19 protein-coding genes are annotated in these 23,306 nt (G+C 58.4%); 5 read left to right on the top strand and 14 right to left on the bottom strand.

The features are described 5' to 3' along the window. Together ACP7BO_RS21680 and ACP7BO_RS21675 are read right to left on the bottom strand one after the other, a co-directional pair. The gene (locus tag ACP7BO_RS21680) at positions 1–723 is read right to left on the bottom strand and encodes a MotA/TolQ/ExbB proton channel family protein (RefSeq protein ID WP_426212690.1); all 723 of its coding nucleotides are present in this window, start codon (positions 721–723) and stop codon (positions 1–3) included. An 84-nt stretch (positions 724–807) separates the two neighbouring features. Beyond that, positions 808–1,611 (bottom strand): energy transducer TonB, encoded by an 804-nt coding sequence (locus ACP7BO_RS21675; RefSeq protein ID WP_426212687.1) that lies wholly within the window; start codon positions 1,609–1,611, stop codon positions 808–810. A 439-nt stretch (positions 1,612–2,050) separates the two neighbouring features. On the opposite strand from ACP7BO_RS21675, the gene ACP7BO_RS21670 reads away from it, so the two are divergent. From ACP7BO_RS21670 to ACP7BO_RS21655, 4 genes are all read left to right on the top strand, one after another. Further along, positions 2,051–2,737: a hypothetical protein gene (locus ACP7BO_RS21670; protein WP_397454890.1), complete on the top strand. Its 687-nt coding sequence runs from the start codon at positions 2,051–2,053 to the stop codon at positions 2,735–2,737. Next, positions 2,727–4,091: a pyridoxal phosphate-dependent decarboxylase family protein gene (locus ACP7BO_RS21665; RefSeq protein WP_426212685.1), complete on the top strand. Its 1,365-nt coding sequence runs from the start codon at positions 2,727–2,729 to the stop codon at positions 4,089–4,091. The genes ACP7BO_RS21670 and ACP7BO_RS21665 overlap by 11 nt, the downstream gene beginning before the upstream one ends. 295 nt (positions 4,092–4,386) lie before the next feature. After that, the gene (locus tag ACP7BO_RS21660; RefSeq protein WP_426212683.1) at positions 4,387–6,801 is read left to right on the top strand and encodes a decarboxylase; all 2,415 of its coding nucleotides are present in this window, start codon (positions 4,387–4,389) and stop codon (positions 6,799–6,801) included. After that, entirely contained in the window at positions 6,798–9,335 is a 2,538-nt protein-coding gene (locus ACP7BO_RS21655; protein ID WP_397454887.1) for an aminotransferase class III-fold pyridoxal phosphate-dependent enzyme, read from the top strand. The genes ACP7BO_RS21660 and ACP7BO_RS21655 overlap by 4 nt, the downstream gene beginning before the upstream one ends. A gap of 156 nt (positions 9,336–9,491) precedes the next feature. Here the strand turns inward: ACP7BO_RS21655 and ACP7BO_RS21650 are convergent, their stop codons facing one another. The 9 genes from ACP7BO_RS21650 to ACP7BO_RS21610 all read right to left on the bottom strand — a co-directional run bounded on the left by ACP7BO_RS21650 (position 9,492) and on the right by ACP7BO_RS21610 (position 18,464). Beyond that, positions 9,492–10,172, bottom strand: a complete 681-nt coding sequence (locus tag ACP7BO_RS21650; RefSeq protein WP_426212680.1) for a response regulator transcription factor — start codon at positions 10,170–10,172, stop codon at positions 9,492–9,494. A 738-nt stretch (positions 10,173–10,910) separates the two neighbouring features. After that, complete coding sequence (locus tag ACP7BO_RS21645; protein ID WP_426212678.1) at positions 10,911–11,894, bottom strand: M14 family metallopeptidase; 984 nt, start codon at positions 11,892–11,894, stop codon at positions 10,911–10,913. Positions 11,895–11,972: 78 nt separating this feature from the next. Next, positions 11,973–13,289 carry an MFS transporter gene (locus ACP7BO_RS21640; RefSeq protein WP_426212676.1) on the bottom strand — a complete coding sequence of 439 codons (1,317 nt, stop codon included), beginning with the start codon at positions 13,287–13,289 and terminating at the stop codon, positions 11,973–11,975. A 248-nt stretch (positions 13,290–13,537) separates the two neighbouring features. Next, positions 13,538–14,428, bottom strand: a complete 891-nt coding sequence (locus tag ACP7BO_RS21635) for a LysR family transcriptional regulator (RefSeq protein WP_060695386.1) — start codon at positions 14,426–14,428, stop codon at positions 13,538–13,540. Positions 14,429–14,590: 162 nt separating this feature from the next. Continuing rightward, the gene (locus ACP7BO_RS21630) at positions 14,591–15,031 is read right to left on the bottom strand and encodes a hypothetical protein (RefSeq protein WP_426212674.1); all 441 of its coding nucleotides are present in this window, start codon (positions 15,029–15,031) and stop codon (positions 14,591–14,593) included. Between the two features lie 20 nt (positions 15,032–15,051). Then, positions 15,052–15,924 (bottom strand): alpha/beta hydrolase, encoded by an 873-nt coding sequence (locus ACP7BO_RS21625; protein ID WP_426212672.1) that lies wholly within the window; start codon positions 15,922–15,924, stop codon positions 15,052–15,054. Positions 15,925–16,293: 369 nt separating this feature from the next. Next, positions 16,294–17,022, bottom strand: coding sequence for a helix-turn-helix transcriptional regulator (locus tag ACP7BO_RS21620; protein WP_426212670.1), 729 nt, complete (start codon positions 17,020–17,022; stop codon positions 16,294–16,296). Between the two features lie 272 nt (positions 17,023–17,294). Beyond that, on the bottom strand, positions 17,295–18,332 hold the full coding sequence (locus tag ACP7BO_RS21615; protein ID WP_426212668.1) for an SDR family oxidoreductase: 1,038 nt from the start codon (positions 18,330–18,332) through the stop codon (positions 17,295–17,297). Between the two features lie 3 nt (positions 18,333–18,335). Beyond that, entirely contained in the window at positions 18,336–18,464 is a 129-nt protein-coding gene (locus tag ACP7BO_RS21610) for a hypothetical protein (RefSeq protein ID WP_426212666.1), read from the bottom strand. Positions 18,465–18,580: 116 nt separating this feature from the next. Between ACP7BO_RS21610 and ACP7BO_RS21605 the strand changes: the two genes are divergently transcribed. Further along, entirely contained in the window at positions 18,581–19,462 is an 882-nt protein-coding gene (locus ACP7BO_RS21605) for a LysR family transcriptional regulator (protein ID WP_426212664.1), read from the top strand. Positions 19,463–19,649: 187 nt separating this feature from the next. Here ACP7BO_RS21605 and ACP7BO_RS21600 read toward each other — a convergent pair whose 3' ends face one another. The 3 genes from ACP7BO_RS21600 to dmpG form a co-directional block, all read right to left on the bottom strand. Continuing rightward, entirely contained in the window at positions 19,650–20,915 is a 1,266-nt protein-coding gene (locus tag ACP7BO_RS21600; RefSeq protein ID WP_426212662.1) for an OprD family porin, read from the bottom strand. A 72-nt stretch (positions 20,916–20,987) separates the two neighbouring features. Beyond that, complete coding sequence (mhpT, locus tag ACP7BO_RS21595) at positions 20,988–22,193, bottom strand: 3-(3-hydroxy-phenyl)propionate transporter MhpT (RefSeq protein WP_426212660.1); 1,206 nt, start codon at positions 22,191–22,193, stop codon at positions 20,988–20,990. An 85-nt stretch (positions 22,194–22,278) separates the two neighbouring features. Continuing rightward, positions 22,279–23,298, bottom strand: a complete 1,020-nt coding sequence (gene dmpG / locus ACP7BO_RS21590) for a 4-hydroxy-2-oxovalerate aldolase (RefSeq protein WP_397454875.1) — start codon at positions 23,296–23,298, stop codon at positions 22,279–22,281. Between the last annotated feature and the right edge of the window lie 8 nt (positions 23,299–23,306).

Here is a 23,306-nt window from a genome sequence, read left to right as displayed (position 1 = left end):
TCAGGACGCCTCCTTCACTTTTTGAGCAGATGCTGCAGATTTGTTCAGCACCGGATGCAAATGCACGCGGAATGAGCTCTTCTGCGCGAGGCTGTAGAAGTCGTGGGCGAAGTCGTCCAGGTCAGCGACAGTGAGTTTCAGGCGGCGCAAAAAGTAGTTGTAGACCAGCACCGCAGGTACTGCGACCGCGATCCCGACACCGGTCGCGACCAGCGCTGCGCCAATGGGGCCGGCCACGGTTTCAAGACTGGCGGAGCCGGCAGCACTGATGCCTTTCAAGGCCGACATGATGCCCCACACGGTGCCGAACAAACCGATAAAAGGCGAGGTGCTGCCGATACTGGCCAGAATGGCCAGGCCACTTTCCAGCGAGCGGCGTTCGCGCACGATCTGCTGGCGCAAGGCCCGTTCGAGGCGGTCCTGATGGTTGATCGCATGGCTCAGGTCAGTGGCAGGCGCGCCGCTTTCGGCGACTTGAATGGCGTTGTAGCCAGCTTGCGCGACGCGGGCTGCAGCGCCCGGCTGGGTGTGGGCCAGTTCAGCGGCCGAGTCCAGGCTTGAGGCGGCCCAGAAGCGTTTGTGGAATTTTCGGTCCTGGGCCTTGAGCCGGGTGAACTGCACCCCTTTGATCAGTGCGAGGCCCCAGGTAGCGACCGAAAAAATAATCAGCAGCCAGATAACCGCATGTTCAATGGATTCGAAAGGGGAAGCGATCAGGTTCATGGTGTGGCTCTCCAACAAGGCATTAGTTCGTGTGTAGCGATGCGCCTTTTGTCAGGTGGCCCGCGGTCTATCGATAGGGTTGAATTACTTGATTTTGAAGTCGATGGGTACGCTGACCCAGCCGTCCTGGGCGACGTCGCCCTGTTTGGCCGGTACAAAACTCCAGCGTTTGACTGCTGCCAGGGCTGCGTCATCGAGCTGGGTGCGACCGCTGCTTTTCTGGATTTGAATCTCGCCGGGTTTACCGCTCGCCAGCACATGCACCCGTAGCAGCACCGTACCTTCCCAGCCGCGACGCATCGCCAGCCCCGGGTACTCCGGTGCCGGGTTATGCAGGTAGCCGGCATTGGCCGAGGCCGGGGTCACGGGCCTGGGCGCGGGTGGTGCCGGTGGCGCTGGCGCGGCCACCGGCGGTGCTGGCGGTGCCGGTGGTTGTTCGACCGGTTTGGCGACGGGCTTGGGCACCGGCTTGACCACCGGTTTGGGTTTGGGTTTGGGCGGTGGCGGCGGCTTTACCGCCAGTTCGTCCTCCACGGGCGGTGGCGGTTCGGCCACCGGTTGCGGGATAGGTTCTGGCGGTGGAGGCGGGGTTTCGATGACCGGTGCCGGCTGCGAAAACTCGATGGTCATCGGCGGGATTTCCGGTGGCACGATCGGCAGTACGGGCGCCGGTGACTGGCTGATCCAGTAAATCACTGCGCCATGCAGTGCCAGGGCAAAAACCCCCAGCAGCAAGGCTTCGCCTCGACCCAAGATGCGCTTGGGCGCGGGCAACCGCAGCAGCGCCAGCGGCCCTCGATAAACCCGCCCCAGATCGACCAACTCGCCGATCGGTGCCTGATGCCACAGGGCCTCTGACACTGCGCCTGCGGTCTGGACTTTGGCCATTGACTGACTCCATTTAAAAATAACCGTTAAAAGCACCAGAGCAATAACTGTGCCTGCCCATGTTTAGCGCGCCTGAGGCCACAGCTGCGGGCTGTGCCGGGCGCTTTAAGGTCCTTCGCAGGGGGATGCGGGGAGTATCAGAGACGACAAGTTTGTCGCTAATGGAACAATAACTGTTGCGCAGCTGTTGCTCTGTCAACAGTCGGCTCTGGCCTGCATTCCGAGTGATTTCCCCGGTCCGGGCGTTCGGCACAGGCGCAAGTTGCAGGTTATTAGTATTCAACTTCCAGTGGGTCACGAATATTGTCTTAATGTCGGACATGGTGGCTTTCGGCTATCACTGTATATCTGAAATTCAGCAAAGATTTTACAAGTCCCTGACATATCCCGGTTGCCCTGAAGTTAGTGTTTTAAGGACAAGGACGACCTGGAGAAGGTAATGCAGGAAGATATAACTGTTAATGAAATAGAGTTTGATCGGGTCTGGAGTTCCTTTACGGACCTGTTGCATGAATCGCAGGATTATATATGCAGTGAGTGGCACCACGGTGTTGAGACACTCCGGTTGATGGAGCGGCCGATAGAGATCGAAAAAATAAGGGATGTTATTTCTACACAAGGGGGTGCAATCAAACTGACCTACCCTGTGGGGCTTGATGCCTGGTTTGCAATCCTGGCGCAAGGGAAGTTTCCGGTATACGCCAACGTCAGGCCTCCCGAGCATGTAGCGCAATCGGACATGACCGATTTCTATCACGACCTCTTTGGTCATGCGCCCTATTTTGTGTTCCCGAAGTTCAACCAGGTGAGCAAGCAATTTGCTGTCTTGTGGGCCACGGTCACTAAAGAACAGCGCGAGCTATTGTTGAAGCTGTGGTTTTACACACTTGAGTTTGGCGTGGTGGCCCGGGGCGATCAGCTTTATGCCTTTGGTGGCGGGTTGATTACGTCGAATGTTGCATTGAAGCGTTTCATAAACAAAGACATTGAAATTATGTGGTATGACCTGGCAAGTGTATTGGAGTCGGGCATCTCGGCGGCGGGAGAGCCTGAGAGGTTGTTTGTTTTTGAATCTGTGGCGGATGTGTACGCCAAACTTGCAGAGGGCATGAGACATGTTGTCTAGAAAGAATCTGGAAGTTTTAGTGGCGGCGCAGAACAGGTTGTACTGCACTTTTCCTGAACTTCCTTCATTTGAGCAGCGTTGGGATTTCGAAACGGACGGTGTCATTCAGGCGCTTTTAACCAGGTTGGGCGATAACGACCCCTATTTCCACCCCCGCTATGCCGGGCACATGTCCGGGTATGTGTGCGATGTGGCGGTCATGAGCTATTTCCTGGCCATGCAGTTCAATCCCAATAATCATAGTTATGACGGAGGGCGTGCCACAACGAAGATGGAAGTTGAGTGCCTTGACAGCATGGCCAGGATGCTGGACTGGAATCATTATCAGGGGCATCTGACGTCGGGCGGGACAATAGGCAATCTTGAGGCCTTGTGGATTCACAGGGAGCTGGGAGCCAACACGGTAATTTGCAGCAAGGGGGCTCACTTTACCCACAAGCGCGCGGCCAATATCCTTGATCTCAAGTACCTTGAGGTGGATGTCACCAAAGACGGCAGCCTGTGCTCAATAGCGTTGTCAGGTGTACTGGCTGCATTGGAGGCTACAGATGTGCCCGTGGTGGTATGTACTTTAGGGACCACCCTCAATGGCGCAATCGACCCCCTGGATGAAATATTTTCCCTTAAGGCCGAACATGATTTTAAAGTTCATGTCGATGCGGCCTATGGCGGCTACTTCTATCTGATTCGAGCGCGTCTTGCTGGACGTGACCGAAAAGCTTTCGATTTTCTGCCCTCCGCGGATTCTATAGTCATTGATCCTCATAAACATGGGCTTCAAGGTTTTGGCTGTGGCGCACTGCTGTTGAGAGGTGTCAGCGAGTCGACGTCGCAAGCGATATATACGCACGACTCGCCGTACACTTATTTTGACCGGCGAGGTATCAGCATCGGTGAAAAGACCCTGGAATGTTCCCGGCCTGGCGCAGCTGCAGCTGCGTTGTGGGCCACCATGCAATGTCTCCCTTTAGAAGAAGAGGGGGAGTTTTCCCGGGTGCTTCTTTCTTGTCATACCGCGGCCGTTAAAATGTCTGAACTGCTTTTTGCCGTTGATGACGTGAGGCTTGTCGTTCGTGAACCGGCTCTTGATATCGTGGTGTTTTATATTGAATGTGCGGATATCAGCGCTGCGACACGCCAACTGTATGAGCAACTTAAAGCCTCAGGTTTTTATGTGGCGATGGCAGACTGTGATATTTCATCTGAAACCGGCGTGCTTCGTGAAGTCAGCTGTATAAGACTGACACTGATGAAAAAGGAACACTTGGCCATGGTTGATGAATTGGCGGATCAAATCATCAGGCTATCGAAGTGCATCGCCGATGAGTACAGGGGTAAATGCCAGGCTCTGTAATTGAGCGGTATTGTATATAACCGTCCAGGTGTTATTGCTGAACACCTGGGCGAGTAATGGTTGCCGTAGTTATCAATATTGATGGAGTGCAGGCAGGGCTCTGTACGGTCACCTGTTTGTCTTTCAAGGAGTCATGGTTGCTCTCGAGTCTGCGGGGGCCGTCATCGGTTTTATTTTGTCTGATTTATTGGCGCGCCAATAAGTGCGAGTTGCACGGGCTTGAATTGGACGGCGTCTTACTGGCGATAACAGCGAACCTTTTAACCGGAAGTTCGACTTGAGTAGGTATACGTCCATGAAGCCAATCTTAGGTATCTGTCTCGTTACCCGGGCCCAGACTCTAATCGAGGATGTGACCTTTGTTATTGAACAGTTGCAGGCGTGCCGACAGCCCGCTCCCTGTGCACCTGACCGGCCGCTGAAGCAGGGTGGCAATGAAGGCATGCTCTGCGGGCCGGGGCCAAAACCGCGAAGCGAGGCGGTACTGCAAATGCTTGTCCTCAAGACCCGGCACTACCTGCAAGCAATGCTGCCCGATGTCATGGTGGTGCCTGAACCGTGCCTGATGAGCTTCACCTCGATCGAGGCGGCACAGGTGCAGCTGTGTTGCCAGGCCCCGCAACTGTCCAGCCAGATATTTATCCTCGATCTCAGTGAGCAGGCCGAGGCCAGCTTCGAAGACCCGTTTGACGCGCTGATCGCCATTACGCCCGGCACGCGCCTCTCGCCCCATTCAGCACTGATGTATTGCGCCTTGTCAGCCTTGGCGGGGTGGATGAACCAGGTGGGCGGGAACCGTAATCTGCGAGTGATTGATGATGATCGTGCCGCTCGGCGCGCGGACTTGCTGCGCATTGTGCTCGATCACCTGGAGCACGTTCACTTTAACCGCCTGCTGGCACGCTCCATTACCAGCCCGTTGCTGTCAGTGAGCATGGCCACCGAAGTGACACGGTTCATGCGCAGTCGCTGGCAAGAGCACTGGGACTTTCATTTTTACACGGGCTCCATGGTTGCAGGGTTGATCCAGTCCATGCAGCAGAACCTCACCGGAACAGGAGTGCGGTGCTTCAGCGGGTGCAATGAGCACAGTCTGGCGGTCAGTGCCATGGCTGGCTGGCAGCTGTTTGGCCGTGCTTATGTGATCACCGTGACGTCGGGCATGATTGACGAGTTTCGCGGTACCTTGGCCAACCTCAAGCGCCTCGGTGCGCCGGGGCTGATCATCTGTGCCGACAGCCCGGAGAATGTCTGGTACGCCTTCCAGGGCACCCATGACGTTGAGAACAACGGGTGCCGGGTGATCGAGGCCAAAGGCTTGCGCCAGGTCTTCATCCGCAAGGTCGAGGAGGTTGGCGCTTGCCTGGAGCAGGCTTTCGCCATGCTCGCCGAGCGGGCGGAGCCGGTGTTCATCCTTGCTACCCAAGGTGTGTTGGAGTCCCGTCCCAGGAAGCCGCTGAATGTAGGTTTGCCTGAGCGGGCGACGGCCCTTGATACGCCCCTCGACAGCAGTCAGCTCCAAGCGCTGGATCAGGCCCTGGATCTGATCAATCACCAGCCGCTGCACCTGCTCTGGCAATGCGGCAAGCTCAGCGACGGGCAACGCCAGCGAGTCTACGTACTGGCCGAGCGCGCAGCCATTGCCCTGGCCGACAGCATCACCCAGCCCGGGAGCGTCGGCCCATACCATAAGGGCCAACCGGTGCCGCAGTATCTGGGGCCGTTGTCCCTGTATGGTTTCAGCCGCCGTATCTATCACTTCATGCACACCGGGCATGAGCTCAACGGGCCGCAAAGCCATTGCGTGTTCTTTCTAAAGGGCAAGGTCGACCAGGCGGCCACACCATTCTCCGAAGGCAAGCTCAAGCGCCAGTTGCGGATCGTGCAGGTCAATCATGAGCCGCGTCATGTTTCGCCTTTTACTGACCTGTCGCTCAATGTGCCGCTGGATGTCTTTCTCGATCATATAGAGCGCGGTTTGCAGGTCGAACCGCAGGTCCTCGCACTGCGCCGTGCCAAGCTTGAGGTGTTGTCCGGTATCAGCGAGAGCGTCGCGGTGGATCAGGTCGAGACGCTGCCGATGACCGCCAACTACTTCTTTCTGCGCCTGGGCAACCTGGTGCGCGAGCTGATCGAGCAACAGGGCTATCGCTACATTGGCGTCTACGACGTCGGGCGCTGTGGCATTTCTGCGCTACGTAATGTGCCGCGCACTGATCCGGGGTTTTCCGGCTGGTACGGACGCGCCTTGATGGGGGACGGTCTTATGGCGCTGCCTTACATTGCCATGACCGGCTCGGGCAACGTGCTGGCATTTGTCGGTGACGGTGCCCGGGCGCTGGTGCCGGATATCGAGGCGCGGCTCATCGATGGCCTGGCCGGCGATCGCGGTGCAAAAAAACGCAACGTGACCCTGTTCTATCTAACCAATGGCCTGTTGTCGCTGATCCAGACCTACCTCGACAAGCGATACGCCCATAACGGCGCGTTGCAGGTTGCAGTCTCCAGCGCCGGGTCATTGGCCGTTTCACTGGAGCGGGCGGGCTCGATCTGCGTGCACCGCGAACGCCTGGTGAAGTTCGATGAGGCACGCCTGCGCAGCCTTCTGATGTGTCCCGGGCAATTGAATATTATCGACGTATTGCTGGCCCACAACTCGGAGGGCGATGGCTTGAGTCTGGTCTCGGAAACCGCCTGGAGCCGTCAATGAGCGTGCATCGGGGGCACCCCAGCATGAAATTCGGTTTTATTGCCCACCCGACTTCCATCGGCCTGCAGCGTCAGGTCAAGATTATCGACCTGCTGGACCGTACGCTTGCCGAGCAGAATCTGGGCTATCAATCTCAACTCTGGAAGCCGCGCAACCTGGTTCCGTTCGCTGATTTCGGGCGTATCGTCAGTGCCACCGGGGCTACCTGCGAAGGTATTTTGCATTACCTGCCGCTCACCGCCGAGCAGATGCTCAGCCAGCCGCGAACGATCGCTGAGCGCGTACTGGAAGGTGTGCAAAGCCTCAGCGCGCAAGGTGCCCAGCTGGTGGGTCTGGGGGGCTTTACCGCGATTGTCGGCAACCGTGGTTTGCAAACGCTGGACCGTAGCGGCGTGGCGGTGACCACCGGTAATTCGCTGACTGCCTTTGCGGCCTACAAGAACGTGCTGGAAGCCATGGCCCGCCTGGATGTGTCGCCCGCTGACTGCGAAGTGGCGGTGGTCGGCTACCCCGGCTCTATCGCTCTGGTTATTGCCAGGCTGCTGGCGCGCAAGGGTTGCCGCCTGCGCCTGGTGCACCGGGGCAGTGTCGAGCAGGGCCATAAAAGTCTCAGCTACCTGCCGGTGCAAATGCACCCTCAGGTGTGCCTGACTCCCGAGATCGCTACCTGTTACGACGAGGTGCTGTTCTACGTCGCAGCGACCTCCAGCGGCGGGGTGATCGACCCGTATCGACTGGCCCCGGGCTCAGTAGTGGTGGACGCTGCATTGCCCAGGGACGTGCTGCCTTTTCATCACGACCGCAACGACATCCTGATCATCGACGGTGGACTGGTGTCCGCCAGCGAGGCCGTGCGCTTTGGAACCGAGTCTCTTGGGCTGGCCCCCAAGAAGTTCCTTAATGGCTGTCTGGCCGAAACCCTGGTTCTGGCATTGGAAGGCCGCGCGCAAGCTTTTTCCATAGGCCGTGAATTGCCCGAGGAGCAGGTGCTGGAGATAGGCCGGATCGCCGGCGAACATGGTTTTTCGCCATCGCCGATGGCCTCCTGTGGCGAGCGCCTGCACCCGCAGGCGTTTCAGACCTTGCGCCGCTTTCACCATCGCGGTGCCGAGGCCGCCCCCAGCGATTGTGCGCCGCAAGTGCGCGACGAAGTCCTGCGCTGCTTTGGCCAGCACATCAACCCGGTGTTGCAGGCGTTCTACCGGTTCAACCATATCGAACGAGTCTTTACCCGGGGCAGTGGATGCTGGCTGACCGATCTCAATGGCGACCGTTATCTGGATTTTGTCGCCGGCTATGGCTGCCTGAACACCGGGCACAACCATTCGCGGGTCAACCAGGCATTGCAGGCTTACCTGCAACAGCAGCACCCAACCTTTGTGCAATACGTATCGGTGCCGCAACAAACCAGCTTGCTGGCGCAGCGACTCTGCGAACTGGCACCGGGCAATCTTGAACGGGTGTTTTTCAGTAACTCCGGCACCGAAGCCATAGAAGCCGCGTTGAAATTAGCCATGGCTGCCATGGCCCGTCCGCGGGTGCTGTATTGCGAGAACGGATACCACGGCAAGACTCTGGGCGCGTTATCAGTGACCGGTCGCAGTAAGCACCGCGAGCCCTTCAAACCGTTGCTGGAACGTTGTGATTCGATTCCTTTTGGTGACATTGCTGCTCTGGAAGCGGCCCTGGTCCAGGGGCAAATTGGTGCTTTTATCCTGGAACCGGTCCAGGGTGAGGGCGGGGTGATCCTGCCGCCTGCGGGCTATCTGCGACAGGTGCGCGCACTGTGCAGTGCTCATGGTTGCCTGATGATTCTCGACGAGATCCAGACGGGGCTCGGGCGTACCGGCAAATTATTTGCGTGTGAATGGGAAGAGGTGGTGCCTGACATTCTGGTGCTGGCAAAATCCCTCTCCGGCGGTGCCGTGCCCATAGGCGCTACGCTGTCCGGCGCAGCGCTGTGGGATCGAGCCTATGGCAGCATCGACACCTTCGCCTTGCATACTTCGACCTTCGGTGGCGGCAACTTTGCCTCTGCTGCGGCCCTTGCGACTCTTGACGTGATCATCGACGAAGACCTGGCCGGTAATGCCGCCCGTGTTGGTGGCCAGCTCAAGGCCGACTTGCGTGAAGTGGCCAGTGCCTACCCTTTCATTCGCGAGGTGCGGGGCACAGGGCTGATGATTGCCATCGAGTTTGAATACAGTTTCCAAGGGGGGGTGGAGGCATTCGTACGCGAGTTTGCCAGTCGTATACCGGGGAACGCAGCAGGTACCTACCGAATGCTTTCTGATAAAGCCAGGCAGCATATCCAGGAGGCGATCAGTGAGGTGGAGAAGAACTTTGAGGAGATGTTCGTGCTGCGCTTCATCATCAAACTGTCGAAGGAGCACGGCGTGCTGACCTTTGTCACCGCGAATAACAACCGGGTTATACGTATCCAGCCACCCTTGGTACTAAGCGAGGCTGAAGCGGCGCATTTTGCCCAGGCATTCCGTACCGTTTGCCAAGACATGTCGACCTTCCTTACCTGATGCTTTTCAGTGGCCGGTCCGGTTATGCAAAACCGGCAAACTTGGCAACATGCCCGGACGGCATTTTATGGAATACGTCCGGGACACCGACTTGTGAAGAGCAGGGCGGTTAATTGAGGGCGAATGCAGTTGATCCGAGTGGAGTGTCACTTGACGTTAAATATCCGGGTGTACGTCATCGGCCAGACGATAACCAACGCCATGTATGGTCGATATTTTGATGTTGGGGATTTTTCGCCGCAATTGCAGGATGTGCATGTCAATCGTCCGGGTCGAGGGGAATTTTTTATACCCCCATACCTGGTTAAGTAATTCCTCCCTGGTAAAAACACGTCCGGCCATTTGTACAAGGATTAACAACAACTCAAACTCTTTATGGGTAAGAGAAATATTCTGTCCTTTCCAGAAGACTAAACGTTTGGCGGGGACTAGCAGAAGTTCACCGGATTCCAGGTTTCCCTCACCCAAGGGTCTTATCTGAGCACGTATACGGGCCAGGAGTTCTATATGGGCAAATGGCTTTGTGACGTAGTCACGCGCTCCTGCTTCCAGTGCAGCAATCTTTTCCTCTACGTCGGCGCAAGTCGTGAGAATAATCACAGGTAATGCTTTTATCGTAAGCAAGCCTGGAAGAAGCCGGGTGCTGTCTTTGCCAAGTATTTGCCGGTCCAATATAGCCAGGCTTGCGGATCGCCAGATGTGTTTAATGTCTGTGATGTCACGCTCCCATATGCAAGTAAAACCGTTGTTATGAAGAAAAGCCTGAAGGCCTTCACCCAAAGAACGATCATCGCCGATTAATAATATGTTCATCCCGTTGGGTTTTTGCGAGTGCACTTGACAACTCCGTGGCCAATTTTTCTGGCGGGCCACATGTTAAGTATGTTTCGTTAAAAAGGTGTGCAGAACGACGAACTGTTTCGCCATTCTTCACATTCATTGTTGGGTGGTGTTTGTATGCTAATGCCAGCAGTGTCGGCATTTCGTCTTGTGTCTAATTTAACATGCAGTGGGTTACAGCCCGGTTAACGTTTAGGCTAGACAGGCTGTGTGCCGGGTTGGGCTTGAGTCGTCAGCTGTGGCCCGGTAATAAAAAACATGATTAATGTTGTAAGCGCCACCTCGCTAATGCCGAAGCTAGATACATTAGGAAATGTATTTGTCTGAATAAATGAATTCATGCCCGCATTTAATTAATGCCCACTGCATACCCCGCAGCGTCATCTATTGCTGCGGGTGGCGTGAGGTTTGCTCGCAGTATCTGGATAAATTCCAGCACTTTTGGCAGAGGTTTCTCGGGGGGATGAATACGCGATGGCTCATGCCATATTGGCCAGCCTCGTCATAGAGCGCCGCAATGCCCATGTTCTGGATAAGCCGTCGGCGAAGCAGGGCCGCCGAAGTTATTGCCAGTGTGCAGGCAACTCGGGGCAGGGGGAGAGGTAAAAGCCAGGCATGGTGCCGTGCCGGGAATGCTCATTTTGTGGGGCTTGTGCGGGTATCCGGATGGCCCGTTGTGAAGGCCGACCCGGCTACCCTGGTTTGTGCTTCCTGTGCAGGCGGCATGCAGCCCGGTTAAATAGCCAGCACTCGCGCCAGTCTCACCACCGTAACCCCTTGGCCCAGATGGCGCAGTGACGGCTGGATCAGCACGCAATTGTCATACGGGGTGACGATCTCGCGCTGGCCATCCCGTGCGATCACCGTACCAGCCCGGGGGATTCGTTCGAGGCCTCGGAAGTCTTCGCTGAAACTGAAGTCCATGCTGCTGGCGATCACCGGCTCGGTGACCTGCAGAAACTGTTGGGTGACGGGCTGTTGCTGGCTTAGAAACCCCTGCACGTCAGCTTCGGCGACGGCTTTGGTGGCGATCAGAAAACGTGCTGCCACATCGAGGGCCACGTGTTCGCTCTTCTTTGAAAAGTGCTGGCCGGTCTCGATCAGCAGCGCGTTTTTGTGGCTGGCGGCATCGCCAAATCCGCCGTAGTCACGCATGCGTCGTCCGTTGGCGTGGCCGGCGTCGGCGACGACGGTTGCAGGTACGCCCAGCGACCGGGCGAACTCCAGACCTTTGCTGCAAGCACCACACATCATCAGCGGTGCGGACTCTTCGTGCATCGAGTGGATATCGAGCAGTAAATCGACACTGTCGATCAGCGGCCGCAATTCACGGGCGCGGCGTAATTCTACCGAGTCGCGCTCGCCGTCCAGCGCCGATGGTAGCCAGACACGGTTCATGTCCTCGTCCACAAAGCGGGTCGCGTCGATGTCCTGTGGATTGAAGCGGTGATAGGCCTCGACATTGCCGAATGCCAGCGACAGTCGTCCCTGACGCGGGCGCACACCGCTGCGCAGCAAGGTGTCTACCGCGATCGCTCCGCTGACTTCGTTGCCATGGGTCAGTGCCATGATCAGCACATGGGGCCCGGGCTGGCCACTGTCGAAGCTGTGGACGTAGTCGATCCCGCAGTTACCGGTTTTCCAGGGTTCGATATCGGGAAATTCGACTTCAACGGGGTAGGGTATGAGCGCTGCGCGAACTTGTTCAAGGGTCTTCATTTGTGTCTCCGTCAGATCAGCTTTTGCGTGTGTCGCACCGGGTTCAGGGCGCGACAGGCAAGATGGGTTTGCTGCTGTTTAACTGGCTGCAGCGCTGATGCCGCGCATGCGTCGTCCCAGGCAGATGATTGCCATTACGCTGACCAGAACGGTCGCCATCACATAAAAACTAGGGGCCAGTTTGTTGCCGGTAGCATCGATCATCCAGGTCACGATCAACGGGGCGAACCCGCCAAACAGGGTGACTGAAAAGTTGTAGCTCAGCGCCAGTCCTGTCCCGCGAATACTGGTCGGGAAGATGTCGGCGAGCATTGCCGGGATGGGCCCCAGGCAGGCCGCGATCAACACGCCGACAATCGCTTGCACCATTAACAGGGTTGAGAGGCTGGGGAAGGTGTTGAGCAGCACGAACATCGGGTAGGACGAAAACCCGGTTATCAACAGGGCGATGGTCAGTACCCGGAATCGACCGTACTGATCGGAAAGCCCGCCGAATACCGGCGCCATGATCATCAGCGTGATGCCGGTCATCAAGGCCCCGAGGTACGAGGAAGTAGCGGCGATGTGCAATTGTTTCAGGGCATAGATCGGCATGTACAGCTTGTGTACGTAGTTGAATGCCGTGGCTCCGGCAACGACGCCGATGGCCAGCAACAGGCTGACATGGCCTTTGATCAGGACATCGCGCAACGGAGTCTTGACCGCGATATTGGCCACGGTTTTCTTGAAGTCCGGGGTTTCATCGATTTGCGTGCGGATGTAAAAACCCACGGGGCCGATCAGCAGGCCGATGCCGAATGCCACCCGCCAGCCCCAGGTGTTCAATTGCACATCCGACAGCACATAGCTGAGGAGCGCGCTCACGCCCGCTGCCAAAACCGTCGCCAGGCCCTGGGTCGATAATTGCCAGCTGGCAAAGAAGCCCCGGCGTTTGGCATCGGCGTGTTCAACCATAAACGCCGTCGCTGCACCAAATTCCCCGCCTGTGGAAAAGCCCTGGAGCATGCGCGCAACAATGATCAACAGCGGTGCCAGCAGGCCGATCTGCTCATAGGTCGGAGCGAAGGTAATGATCGCGGTGCCGAGCAACATGAGCAGGATCGACATCGTTAACGATGCCTTGCGCCCGGCCCTGTCGGCGTATGAACCGAGGACGATGGCGCCCAGCGGGCGCATCAAAAAGGAAATGCCGAACGAGCCCACGGCCAGCAGTAATGAAGTGGTTTCGTTATCGGAGGGGAAAAACTGCTTGCTGATGACCACCGCAAAATAGCCGTAGATCAGTAAGTCGTAGAATTCCAGCGCGTTGCCGACGCTGGCAGCGACGATTTCCTTCCATGGGCCTCGCTTGGTCGCAGCACGTACCAAGGGTACGGCGGATGATTGAACTGTCATGGGTGAGCACCAGGTCTATTTCACAGTTGGCATCCGGATTCACCGGGCCGCAGTGCGGCCAGGCAAGATCGAAGGCATTATTTTTTATGGGTGAAGCCCGGTGAAGTTGCAGCAAGTGCCCGGCAACGGCAATTGCTGTTTGGGCACAGGTTTGAGCTGTTTGGGCACAGGGCCTGTAAAGCCGCTGCCGCAGGCCGTTTTCAGGCCTGAAGGGTTGGGATCTTATGGCTGTTGCGGTATCTGAGCGGTCAAAGACTGTTCCAGATTTTCATGACCAGTTCGCTCTGGTTGGCGCGCAAGCGATGCAGCGAAACGTCGAAGCTGACGCGGAACTCGGCGCTGCCCGCAATCAGCAAATCGCCGGACTCCAGTGCCCCTTTGACCACCATGCGCGGCAGCCACGCTAGGCCTATGCCACGCTTGGCCATTTCCAGAATGGCGTCATAGGAATCAGCCTGATAAACCATGCGCAGGGCCAGACGCTGAGGCAGTTGCTCCAGGTGCTGGGCCAGCACCCCGCGCAGGGCCAGGGTCGGCGAAAACGCCAGCCAGGGGATGGTCAGGGCACTGCTGTCGACGGCTATTTGCTGTCGCGGTTGCCCATGGGCGTCGGGTGCACTGACCGGCAACAACTCTTCACTGGCCAGCACTCGCGAGTCGAAACGCTGCGGGTCCATCAGCGTCTGGGTCAAGGGGCTGGAAAAACTCAGCAGCAAGTCGACCTCGCCGGCGGACAGTTTGCTGATTGCTTCCTGGGCGCCGCTGGTAACCAGTGACACCGGAAAACTGCCCAGTTGGCGGTTCAGCGACTGGTACCAGTCGGGGAAAAAATCACAGGCCAGAGTACGGCCTGTAGCGATCCGCACCGGTTCGTCGCGGCTCAGGGTGGTGCCCTGGAATTGCGCCCTGACCGCAGTCAGCAATGCCAGCGACTGCGTGGCAGCATCAAGAAACAATACACCGCAAGGCGTGAGCGACAGCGGTTGCTTGCGCTCGATCAGCGCCGAGCCGACCCACTCTTCCAGTGCCCGGATGCGCCGGCCGAACGCCGGGTGGGTGACGCAACGATTCTCGGCAGCACGGGACAGACTGCGGGTGCGTGCCAGCTCGATAAAGTCTTCAAGCCATTCAAGTTGCATGGGGTTTCCTGCTCGGCGACCCGTCAACGCTTCAACTAAATGGCTGACGGTGTATTTCTGCTCCAGCCCCTGGCGGGTGCTGGAATGTTTGCCGAACGATACGCCAACTGGTGCGCGATGATCGAGTGCAGTTTGCCGGGCACCCGCAACTGAGACTGGCGGTCAGCCAGGTGACGCGAGTGAGCTCCACACTTGCACCAGCCCGAACAGATGCACCAGCCCATACACCAGACAGATCGCCGAGCTGATCATGATGAAGCGGGTACTGCGCCCGGTACCGGCCAGTACGAAGGGGCCCAGCAGGCCGCGCAGCAGGTAAACCAGGGTGATCGCACACAATGCAGGGCGCAGCAGGGGCAACGGATCGATCACCCCGGCACCGGACAGTGCATAGGCCGCCCATGCGGTGAGCACCAGGGCAATCCCTGCCGTGACCACTGCCGGAAACCGTCGCCCGGCCCTGGCCGCCCGGACAAAGCGCTCGCCAGCGCCAAACAGGTGATACCACGAAGGCCCCCCCATGATGACCCCGACATGCATCAGCGCCGCCAGCAGGCTGAGCCCGGCACCGATCACCAGCGCCATGTTGTGTTCGTTTCCCATTCCATTGTTCCTTGGCGTGGTTATGCCGGTACGACAGGCGTTTGAGCTTCTGCCCGATTGAAAAAAGCGAAGATTTCCTCGAAGTACCGATCCCGGTGGTTCTTATGGTTTTCCAGGTGACGACAGCCCTCGAAGCCGACCATATGCAAGGTCCCACAATCGCGCTTTAGCCCTGCCACGCTGGCAGCCGGGATAAAGCGGTCGTTGAGCCCGTAGAAATAGGCGACCGGTAAATAGCGCACGCTTTGCAATGAGTGATCAATGGCACAGGTCCCCGTGGGCACCGCCAGGCGACTGCCGCTGATCCAGCGCATGGCGTGCCGCAGCGGTCCGCGAGTGAAGTAGCTGCGCACCGAAACCGGCACGCTGTCCAGCACCGCCGAGGTAAAGGGCGTGGCATCCCGTGCCAGGGCATGGGCCAGGTGATAGCCACCAAACGAACAGCCCACCAGGTGGACGGGCAGCCCCGGGTTGTCCTGTGTCACTCGCCGGGCAATCGCCAGCACATCGTCGGCAAATGCATGACCGCCGATGGTGCTGCGGCCGAAGCCTTTGAAATTGAAAGCGACCACGTGATAACCCTGATCCAGAAATGCCTGATCCAGTTTGTTCTCGAAAAAATAATGCATGCCGTACTTGAGGAACGGGTGGCACAACATCACGACGCCCCGGGGCTGAATGGCGGTGGTGCGCACAGAGGCTCCCTCCAGCCGGCTGCCGTCGCGCGAGACTTCGACAAAGGCCGCCGCATGAGCTGGCACGTCGCGTTTCCAGCCCTGGACCTGGCGAAACATAACCCGGATGAACAGCCTGCAAATGGCAACACCGGGCCACCCGGGCGTTGCGATCGGCATGAGGGCCTGGCGCGGTTCTGAAGACGCGGGCTTTTCCATGATCTTCCCTGTTTCGATGTATTGGCAGGACCGCCAAACAGCATGCGCAAGCCTGATCCAGAGGTTCGGGCTGTCATTGTCTTGTTTGGCGCAATATTGAAAAGTTTAGTGTTGCGCAGTGGTCAGGGGCTTGAGCACTGCCGGGCATAATGTGCCGTAATTACCTGTGGAGAACAACTGTATCTAGGTACAGATAGCGTGAGGAGAATATCGGGCTGCAACCTGTAATTGCACTTGAGTACAGGGTGTTGCCGGGTGAGATAGTTGAACCGGCGAAGTTGTATTTATTATCTTTCTGGTCCGTCAATTAATAGTATGCGGTCGCTGTATTTGCACTACCACGAGAGACCGGCAAGCGCCTGGGTGCACTCAGAGCAGACCCTGGCGCTGAGCTTCATAAACCGCCTGCTTGGCATTGCAGACCTGTAGTTTGGCCGCAATGTTGGACATGTGAAATTTGACCGTCCGTTCGGAAATCGCGCAGATCAGCCCTGTTTCCCGGTAGGACTTGCCCATCTTGACCCATTTGAGCACTGCCATTTCCCTGGCCGAAAGCGGCCCGTTTGCAAGGGTCGAAAACAGCTCGTCTACCGTACGCAGGCTCATTAGCCAGCTATGAAAGTGGATCAGTGCCATCTGTATCTGCCCCTGCCGGTCGGCCAGCAGGCGATCAAAATCGGCCTGCTGCCCGCCGTTGCACAGACTCAACGAACTGAACACGCCACAGGGGTCATGCAGGACAAAGGTGGTGCCAGAGCAGATCCGGTGCTCGCTGGAACGTCGAAACAGTTCCCGACTCTGGTCACAGGAAACAGCCTGAAGTGCAGCACTCCAGGAAAATGGTGCACAACTTTTAAGTCCGTAATGAATGATCGGATCGATCAAGTGCGATCGGGCTTGCTTATAAGTATTGAGCCAGGGTGAGGGGTAGTTTGAAACAATAAGAGGCGCGACCACGCGATTGCGTGGCACGGCAAAGTAGGCATAACTTAGTTCTTGAAACATCCCCAGCTGATTTTCAAGTTCTGATTGTAAACATACGTTTGAAGGGGGCGGGCCGGACACGACAAAATCAGAGTGATTGGATTGACTGTCCATGTCATGCGCTCAATATCCGGCCGGGTTAAATCAACTCTGCGCAAATGCTGTAGGCAATGCAAGATTTTCATTCTGTCGGGCACCTGAGTTGCCGGCCCGCAGCGTAATCAAGGCGCACTTCAGCCGCACGCCCAGGCAGGCACGCTGCGGCCTTTTCAAGATGTCGGGTTGTTCAGTGGCCCGTTGAGTTGCGCTTGCTGACGGTGCCGCTCAGCGGCTTGCGTGCGGGCATGCGGCACGGACGGCGGGTGACTGCGGATCGGTTGTATGGCTCAGCGTTTGTTTTCGGCCTTGTTCTTTTTAAACCAGCCATGTTCCCGGTACCACGTCACCGTGTCAGACATCGTCAGCTCCAGCGCTCGAAAACTGAGCCCGAGTTCCTGTTCACTTTTGCGGTGGTTAAAACAGGTCCGGTGCTCCTCGCGTATCAACAGGCGCAACGTCGCCATGCTCAGCAAAATGGGCTTGCCGGTAAGGCGCGCATAGACCTCCTGCACCGCCGCCAAAAGGTATAACGCGGGCAATGGCAGTTGCCGGGCAGGGGGTTTGACACCCGCTATACGTCCCAGAGCGGGTACCAACTGGCGCATGGTCAAGTTCCGGCCGGCCGCGAGGTAGCGCTCTGCACGCCGTCCATGTTTAGCGGCGGCAATCTGGGCCCATGCCACGTCACGGGCATCGACTACGGAGAAGGTACCGGGGATCAGCCCGGGTAATTTGCCGTTGACGACATCATTGACCAATTGCCCCGAGGAGGTCGGGCCCATATCGCCAGGTCCCCACATCCAGCCGGGCAGCACCATGCAGGCATGCATCTGGGGATGAGTTTCAAGAAACGCCAGGACGACACGGTCGGCGAGGATCTTGCTGCGGTAGTAGTCATCCGCATCGGCTTCGGCCCGCAGACAGGTCTCATCGATAGCGGTGCCGGGTGCTCCGTCGAGCACGGCAATCGAAGAGGTGTGAACAAACCGGCGTATCCCCGCGTGGTAGGCCTGTTGCAGCAGCTCTCGGGTGCCGGCGACATTGATCTTTTCGAGTTCTTCCCAGTGGCTGCCCCCTTTGTAGTTGTCGCGAAAGTACGCCGCCGTATGAAACACCGTATCGCAGCCTTGCAGCGATGCTGCGAACGCGTCGATGTCGGCCATGTCACCCACCACCAGCTCCACCCCCGGGAGGTCGTTGAACTGCTGTTCACCTTTGGCTCTTGAGCGGACCAGGGCTTTGACGCAGTAGCCGCGTGCGACCAGTTCCCGCACCAGGTTGTTTCCCAGCAAGCCGGTTGCGCCAGTAACGAAAGCGTTGCGCATGGCTTAACCCTCTTGCTGTTGGGCTGACGGCATCAGCACCACGCTGTCGAAGAACACCTCTTCGCCGCCTGCATCACGGCGATTGAAGACCTGAGCGGCGCGTTCTGCATAGTCGTTGGAGCCCGTAGTCATACATTCCATTCCAGTCGTTTCTAAGGCCGGTAGATATACCGCTGAGACCGGGTCTGAAAAACAGCGACTGCTGCATAATGGCTTTGCATATATGCAAACCAGGGAGGATGGGAGGTATGGCGTTGCAAGCAAACTGGGACGACCTTCGTCTGCTGTTGGCCGTCTCGCGGCGTGGCAGTCTTCTTCAAGCCGGGCAACTGCTGGGTATCGCGGCGTCTACGGTGTCTCGTCGCCTGACCCAACTGGAAGCGGCCCTGGGTGAACCACTGGTTGAGCGAGGCGTTGAGGGCTGCTGGTTGACCGCGCGGGGTCAATCCCTGGTGGAAGTTGCAGTGGCTGCGGAGGCGGGGTTGAGGCGCCAAACGGCGGCGGACGTGTCCGGGGGGCAAACAGAGCTGTGCGGCAGTGTTCTGGTCAGTGCCGGAGAGGGGTTCTCTTCTTGTGTGCTGCAGGCTGCGAGTCGTTTTACTTCCCTGCATCCGCGTTGCAGCGTGGAGTTAATGGTCACCGCCGACTTCCACAAGATCGTCCGCGGGGCGGCAGACATTGCTCTGCGCACCGCGCACCTGGGAGAGCCATCGCTGATTTATCGCCCCATGGGCAAGCTCGCTTACGGCGTCTTTGCTGATGCCAGGTACCTGAAGCGGTTTCCTGGGGTGAGCCTGGCTACGGCGGTCAACATCGCCTTGCTCCCTCCGCTGGACATGTTGCCTCAAATGCGTGCCGCAAAGGCTGCGGGTCTGGGCCGTGCACAAATCAGCGTGAACTCGTTCGCCGTACAACTGGAGTCGGTGAGGCAAGGTATGGGCGTGGCTGTACTGCCCCGTATTTTGGCCAAGGGCCTGAACGAAGTGTTTGTGGACCTTGAGTTGCCCGATATGGAGGTCTATCTGGTCACTCGGCCTCAGGCGTTAAAGCAGGCACACATCAGAGGTTTCTTTGACATCCTGGAGCGGGTATTGCTGGAGGCTCTGAGCGTTGAACGTGTCGAAGATTAAATGTTGCGCGCGCGACCGAGTTGATGAGGCCCCACTCAGGTGGAAGCCTCAATCATCGTGATCAAGTTATGCGGGATGCAAGAAGCACCGGGTGTGGTGCCTCAGAGGATGCAGGGGGAGGCCGTGACGGTGTACGCGCATCTTCGTGATGCAAGCATTGGCGCCTCACCCGGGAACCGGCCGGCACTCACCATAATTTCCATGTGTAATCGACATTCACCCGCAGCTCATTGTCATCCCGATGGCTGGCCTGGGCGCTGAAGTCGTTGCGGTACCAGGCGTTACGCACCCGCAGGGCCAGGCCTTTGAGGGGCGTGCCCTGAAGCACATAGTTCAGTTCGATGTCCTTTTCGCTTTCTGTCAGGTTGCTGCCGCCCAATTTGGGCAACTCGATATTATCGCCGCTGACGTAGCGCAGCATGCCATTGAGTCCGGGCAGACCCAGGGCGACAAAGTTGTAGTCATAGCGCACTTGCCAGCTGCGCTCCTTGGGGTTCAGAAAGTCGGAGCTCAGGGAGCCTTCGGTGATCACCAACGGCTCAGTGCCAAACAGGTACGGCATGCCTGTCTTGCCGCTCAGTTGCATGTAGCCGGCGCCGAATTTGTGGGCTCCCAGGCTGTACGTCAGCATCAGGGCGGCGTTGCGGTTGTCTACTGTGCCTGCTTTGGCCGCGCCGTCCTCACCCGTGACAAACAGGCGAAAGTCGCTTTTCAGGCTGCCGGGGCCCATCGCCCGGTTGTCGATAAAGCCATAGAAGTCTTTGCGGTACAGGTCCGCGAGTTCTGCGTGGTAGTACTTCAGGGTCAGTTGCGGTGACCAGTCGTAGTCGCCTCCGAGGAAGGTAAAGCGTTCGGATTGCGCCGCACCTTTGAAGCGCCCGTTGGGCGAGGCCACCGACATTTTCTGGTAGTCGGTGGAGTCGCGCAGGTTGATGCGGTCGAGCCAGCCGACGTGCAGGGTCAGCTTGTCGATTTCCTGGGACTTGAGGTACGCGCCGCGAAACGTCTGTGGCAGTAGGCGAGTAGGGCTGGCGAAAGCGATCGGCAGGAACGTGCTGATGGTGCCCAATTGCAGCTCGCTTTTCGACGCCCTGACTTTGGCCGTCAGACCCAGCTCCGAATATTCATCGGCCGGCCCACGGGTGGTGGCGCTATACGGTAGCAGGCCGGTACCGGTGCGAGCGCGTGAGGAGTCCAGGCGCACCCCCAGCAAACCTTGAGCATCAAGGCCGAACCCCACCGGCCCTTCCGTAAAGCCGGAGCGCACATTGAGAATGAAGCCCTGTGCCCATTCGCGGGCGGCGGCCTGAGGTGTGGCATTCACGTAATTGCGGTCAAAGTAATAGTTGCGCATCACCAGATCGGCGTGGCTGTCGTCGACAAAACCGCTGGCGAAAGCCTGACCAAGGGATAAAACGCAGGCGCTGAGCGTCCCAAGAGAGTTCCTGAGCATGGCAGTGTTCACTTTTATTGTTGTTGGAATAAGCCCGCGCCCATCTCGACGCGGGGTGTAACGGGTAGAAAGTCAGTCCGCTTGCGAGGCGTTGCGCCGCACAGACAGGTAAAACATCGCCAGCGCCGCGATGACAATCCCCGGCGCCGAGGCCAGCATCACCCCGGTGGTGCCGGTGCCCAAGGCGAGCATCTTGCCGGCCACCAACGGGCCGTTCATGGCGCCCAATCGACCAATGGCGACCGCGCAGCCGACACCTGTCGTGCGCACGGACGGACGATAGAAATGCGGTGCCAGGGCATACAGCACGCATTGCCCGCCTGTGGCGAAAAAGCCGGCAACGAACCCGGCCACCAGCATGCTCTGCATCTCAGTGGCCAGACCCAGGGCGGTCAGCGAAGCGAGAATGCCCAGATAAATCAGCGCCGACAGCGCCCAGGCCGGCAAGCGGTCCATGAACCAGCCCAGCAGCAAGGTGCCGGTCGCTGCGCCAATTTGCAGCGCCAGCATCACCCAACTGGCCTGGCGACCGCTGAAACCCTGACCGACCAGCAAGCTGGGCAGCCAGTTGATCAGGATGTAAACCATCATCAGGGTAAAGAAGAAGCTGACCCAGATCATTGCTGTCGGCAGCGCCGCGCCATCGCGGAACAGCCCCTGGACCACACTGACGGGCGGCGTGTCCTTGATGCTGCGAAACAGCGCCGACTCCGGCAGGTAAAGGCCCAGCATCGGCACGATCAACAGAGGTACGACGCCACCGACGTAGAACACCACCTGCCAGCCACCGGCCAGATCGGCGATGCCAATGCCGGCCGCCAGCGCAGCACCCAGCGGCACACCGCAATACATCAGGCTCACGGCGGTGCCACGCAGGCGTGGGGCAGCCACTTCGCTGCTAAGGGCAATCAAGTTGGGCAAAGCAGCACCCAATCCAACGCCCGTCAGGCAACGGGCGACCAGCAGGCTGTTGAAGTCCCAGGCCATGGTCGTGACCAGCGAGAACAATCCGAACAGGGCTACCGACGCCATCAATACACGTTTACGGCCGATACGATCCGCCAGCAAGCCGCCCAGGAAGGCACCGGGCAGCAAGCCGAAAATGCCGGCGCTGAAGACCCAGCCCATGTGTAATTTATCCAGTTGGAAAGCCGCCGCCATACCTTGGGCGGCGATCCCCGAGGCTTGCAGGTCCAGGCCTTCCATCAGGGCAACGAGGAAACACAGACCGATGGTCCGCGCCATGTGTAACGGCGTCATCACGTTTAGCGATGTCATGTGCAATACCCGTTTTATTGTTGTAGTGGGCAAAGAAAACCCGTCCGGCCGCTGCGTGGGCGACCAGCCGGGGGTGATGCACGGTTCAGCGTTTGAGCAGGTCCAGCGCCACATCGACGATCATGTCTTCCTGACCACCGACCATCCGGCGCTTGCCCAGTTCGACGAGGATGTCGAGGGTCTTGAGGCCGTACTTGGTAGCGGCGATCTCGGCGTGGCGCAGGAAGCTTGAGTAAACCCCGGCATAACCCAGCGCCAGGGTTTCGCGGTCGACCCGCACCGGCCGGTCCTGCAACGGGCGCACGATGTCATCAGCGGCGTCCATCAGCGTGTACAGGTCGGTGCCGTGGTTCCAGCCCATGCGTTCGGCGGCGGCGATGAACACTTCCAGCGGGGCATTGCCGGCCCCGGCGCCCATGCCGGCAAGGCTGGCGTCGATGCGGTCGCAACCTTCCTCGACCGCGGTGATCGAGTTGGCCACACCCAGGCTCAGGTTGTGGTGCGCGTGCATGCCGGTTTCGGTTTCCGGCTTGAGCACGGCTTTGAACGCGCGAAAACGGTCACGAATGTCCTGCATGTTCATCGCGCCACCGGAGTCGGCCATGTACACGCAGGTCGCGCCGTAGCTTTCCATCAGCTTGGCCTGTTCTGCCAGCTGTTCGGCCGGGATCATGTGGCTCATCATCAGGAAGCCGACGGTGTCCATGCCCAGTTCGCGGGCGTACTCGATGTGTTGTTTCGAGACATCCGCTTCGGTGCAATGGGTGGCGATGCGCACCACCCGGGCACCGGCGTTGTACGCGGCTTTGAGGTCATGAACCGTACCGATGCCGGGCAGCAGCAAGGTGGTGATTTTGGCGTGGCTGATTACGTCGGCGGCGGCTTCGATCCATTCCAGATCAGTGTGCGCGGCAAAGCCGTAGTTGAAGCTGGAACCTTGCAGGCCGTCACCGTGGGCGACTTCAATCGAATCGACCTTGGCCTTGTCCAGAGCGCGGGCGATGTCCTGCACGTTTTGCAGCGAGTACTGATGGCGAACCGCGTGGCTGCCATCGCGCAGGGTCACGTCGCAGATGTAGATTTTTTTGCCGGGATTAAAGGTCATGTCGGTCT

The sequence above is a fragment of the Pseudomonas sp. TWR2-1-1 genome (assembly GCF_049897045.1).
Taxonomy (GTDB): Bacteria; Pseudomonadota; Gammaproteobacteria; order Pseudomonadales; family Pseudomonadaceae; genus Aquipseudomonas; species Aquipseudomonas versuta.
Note: the sequence above shows the minus strand (reverse complement) of the source record. Positions and strands in the feature narration are given on the sequence as shown.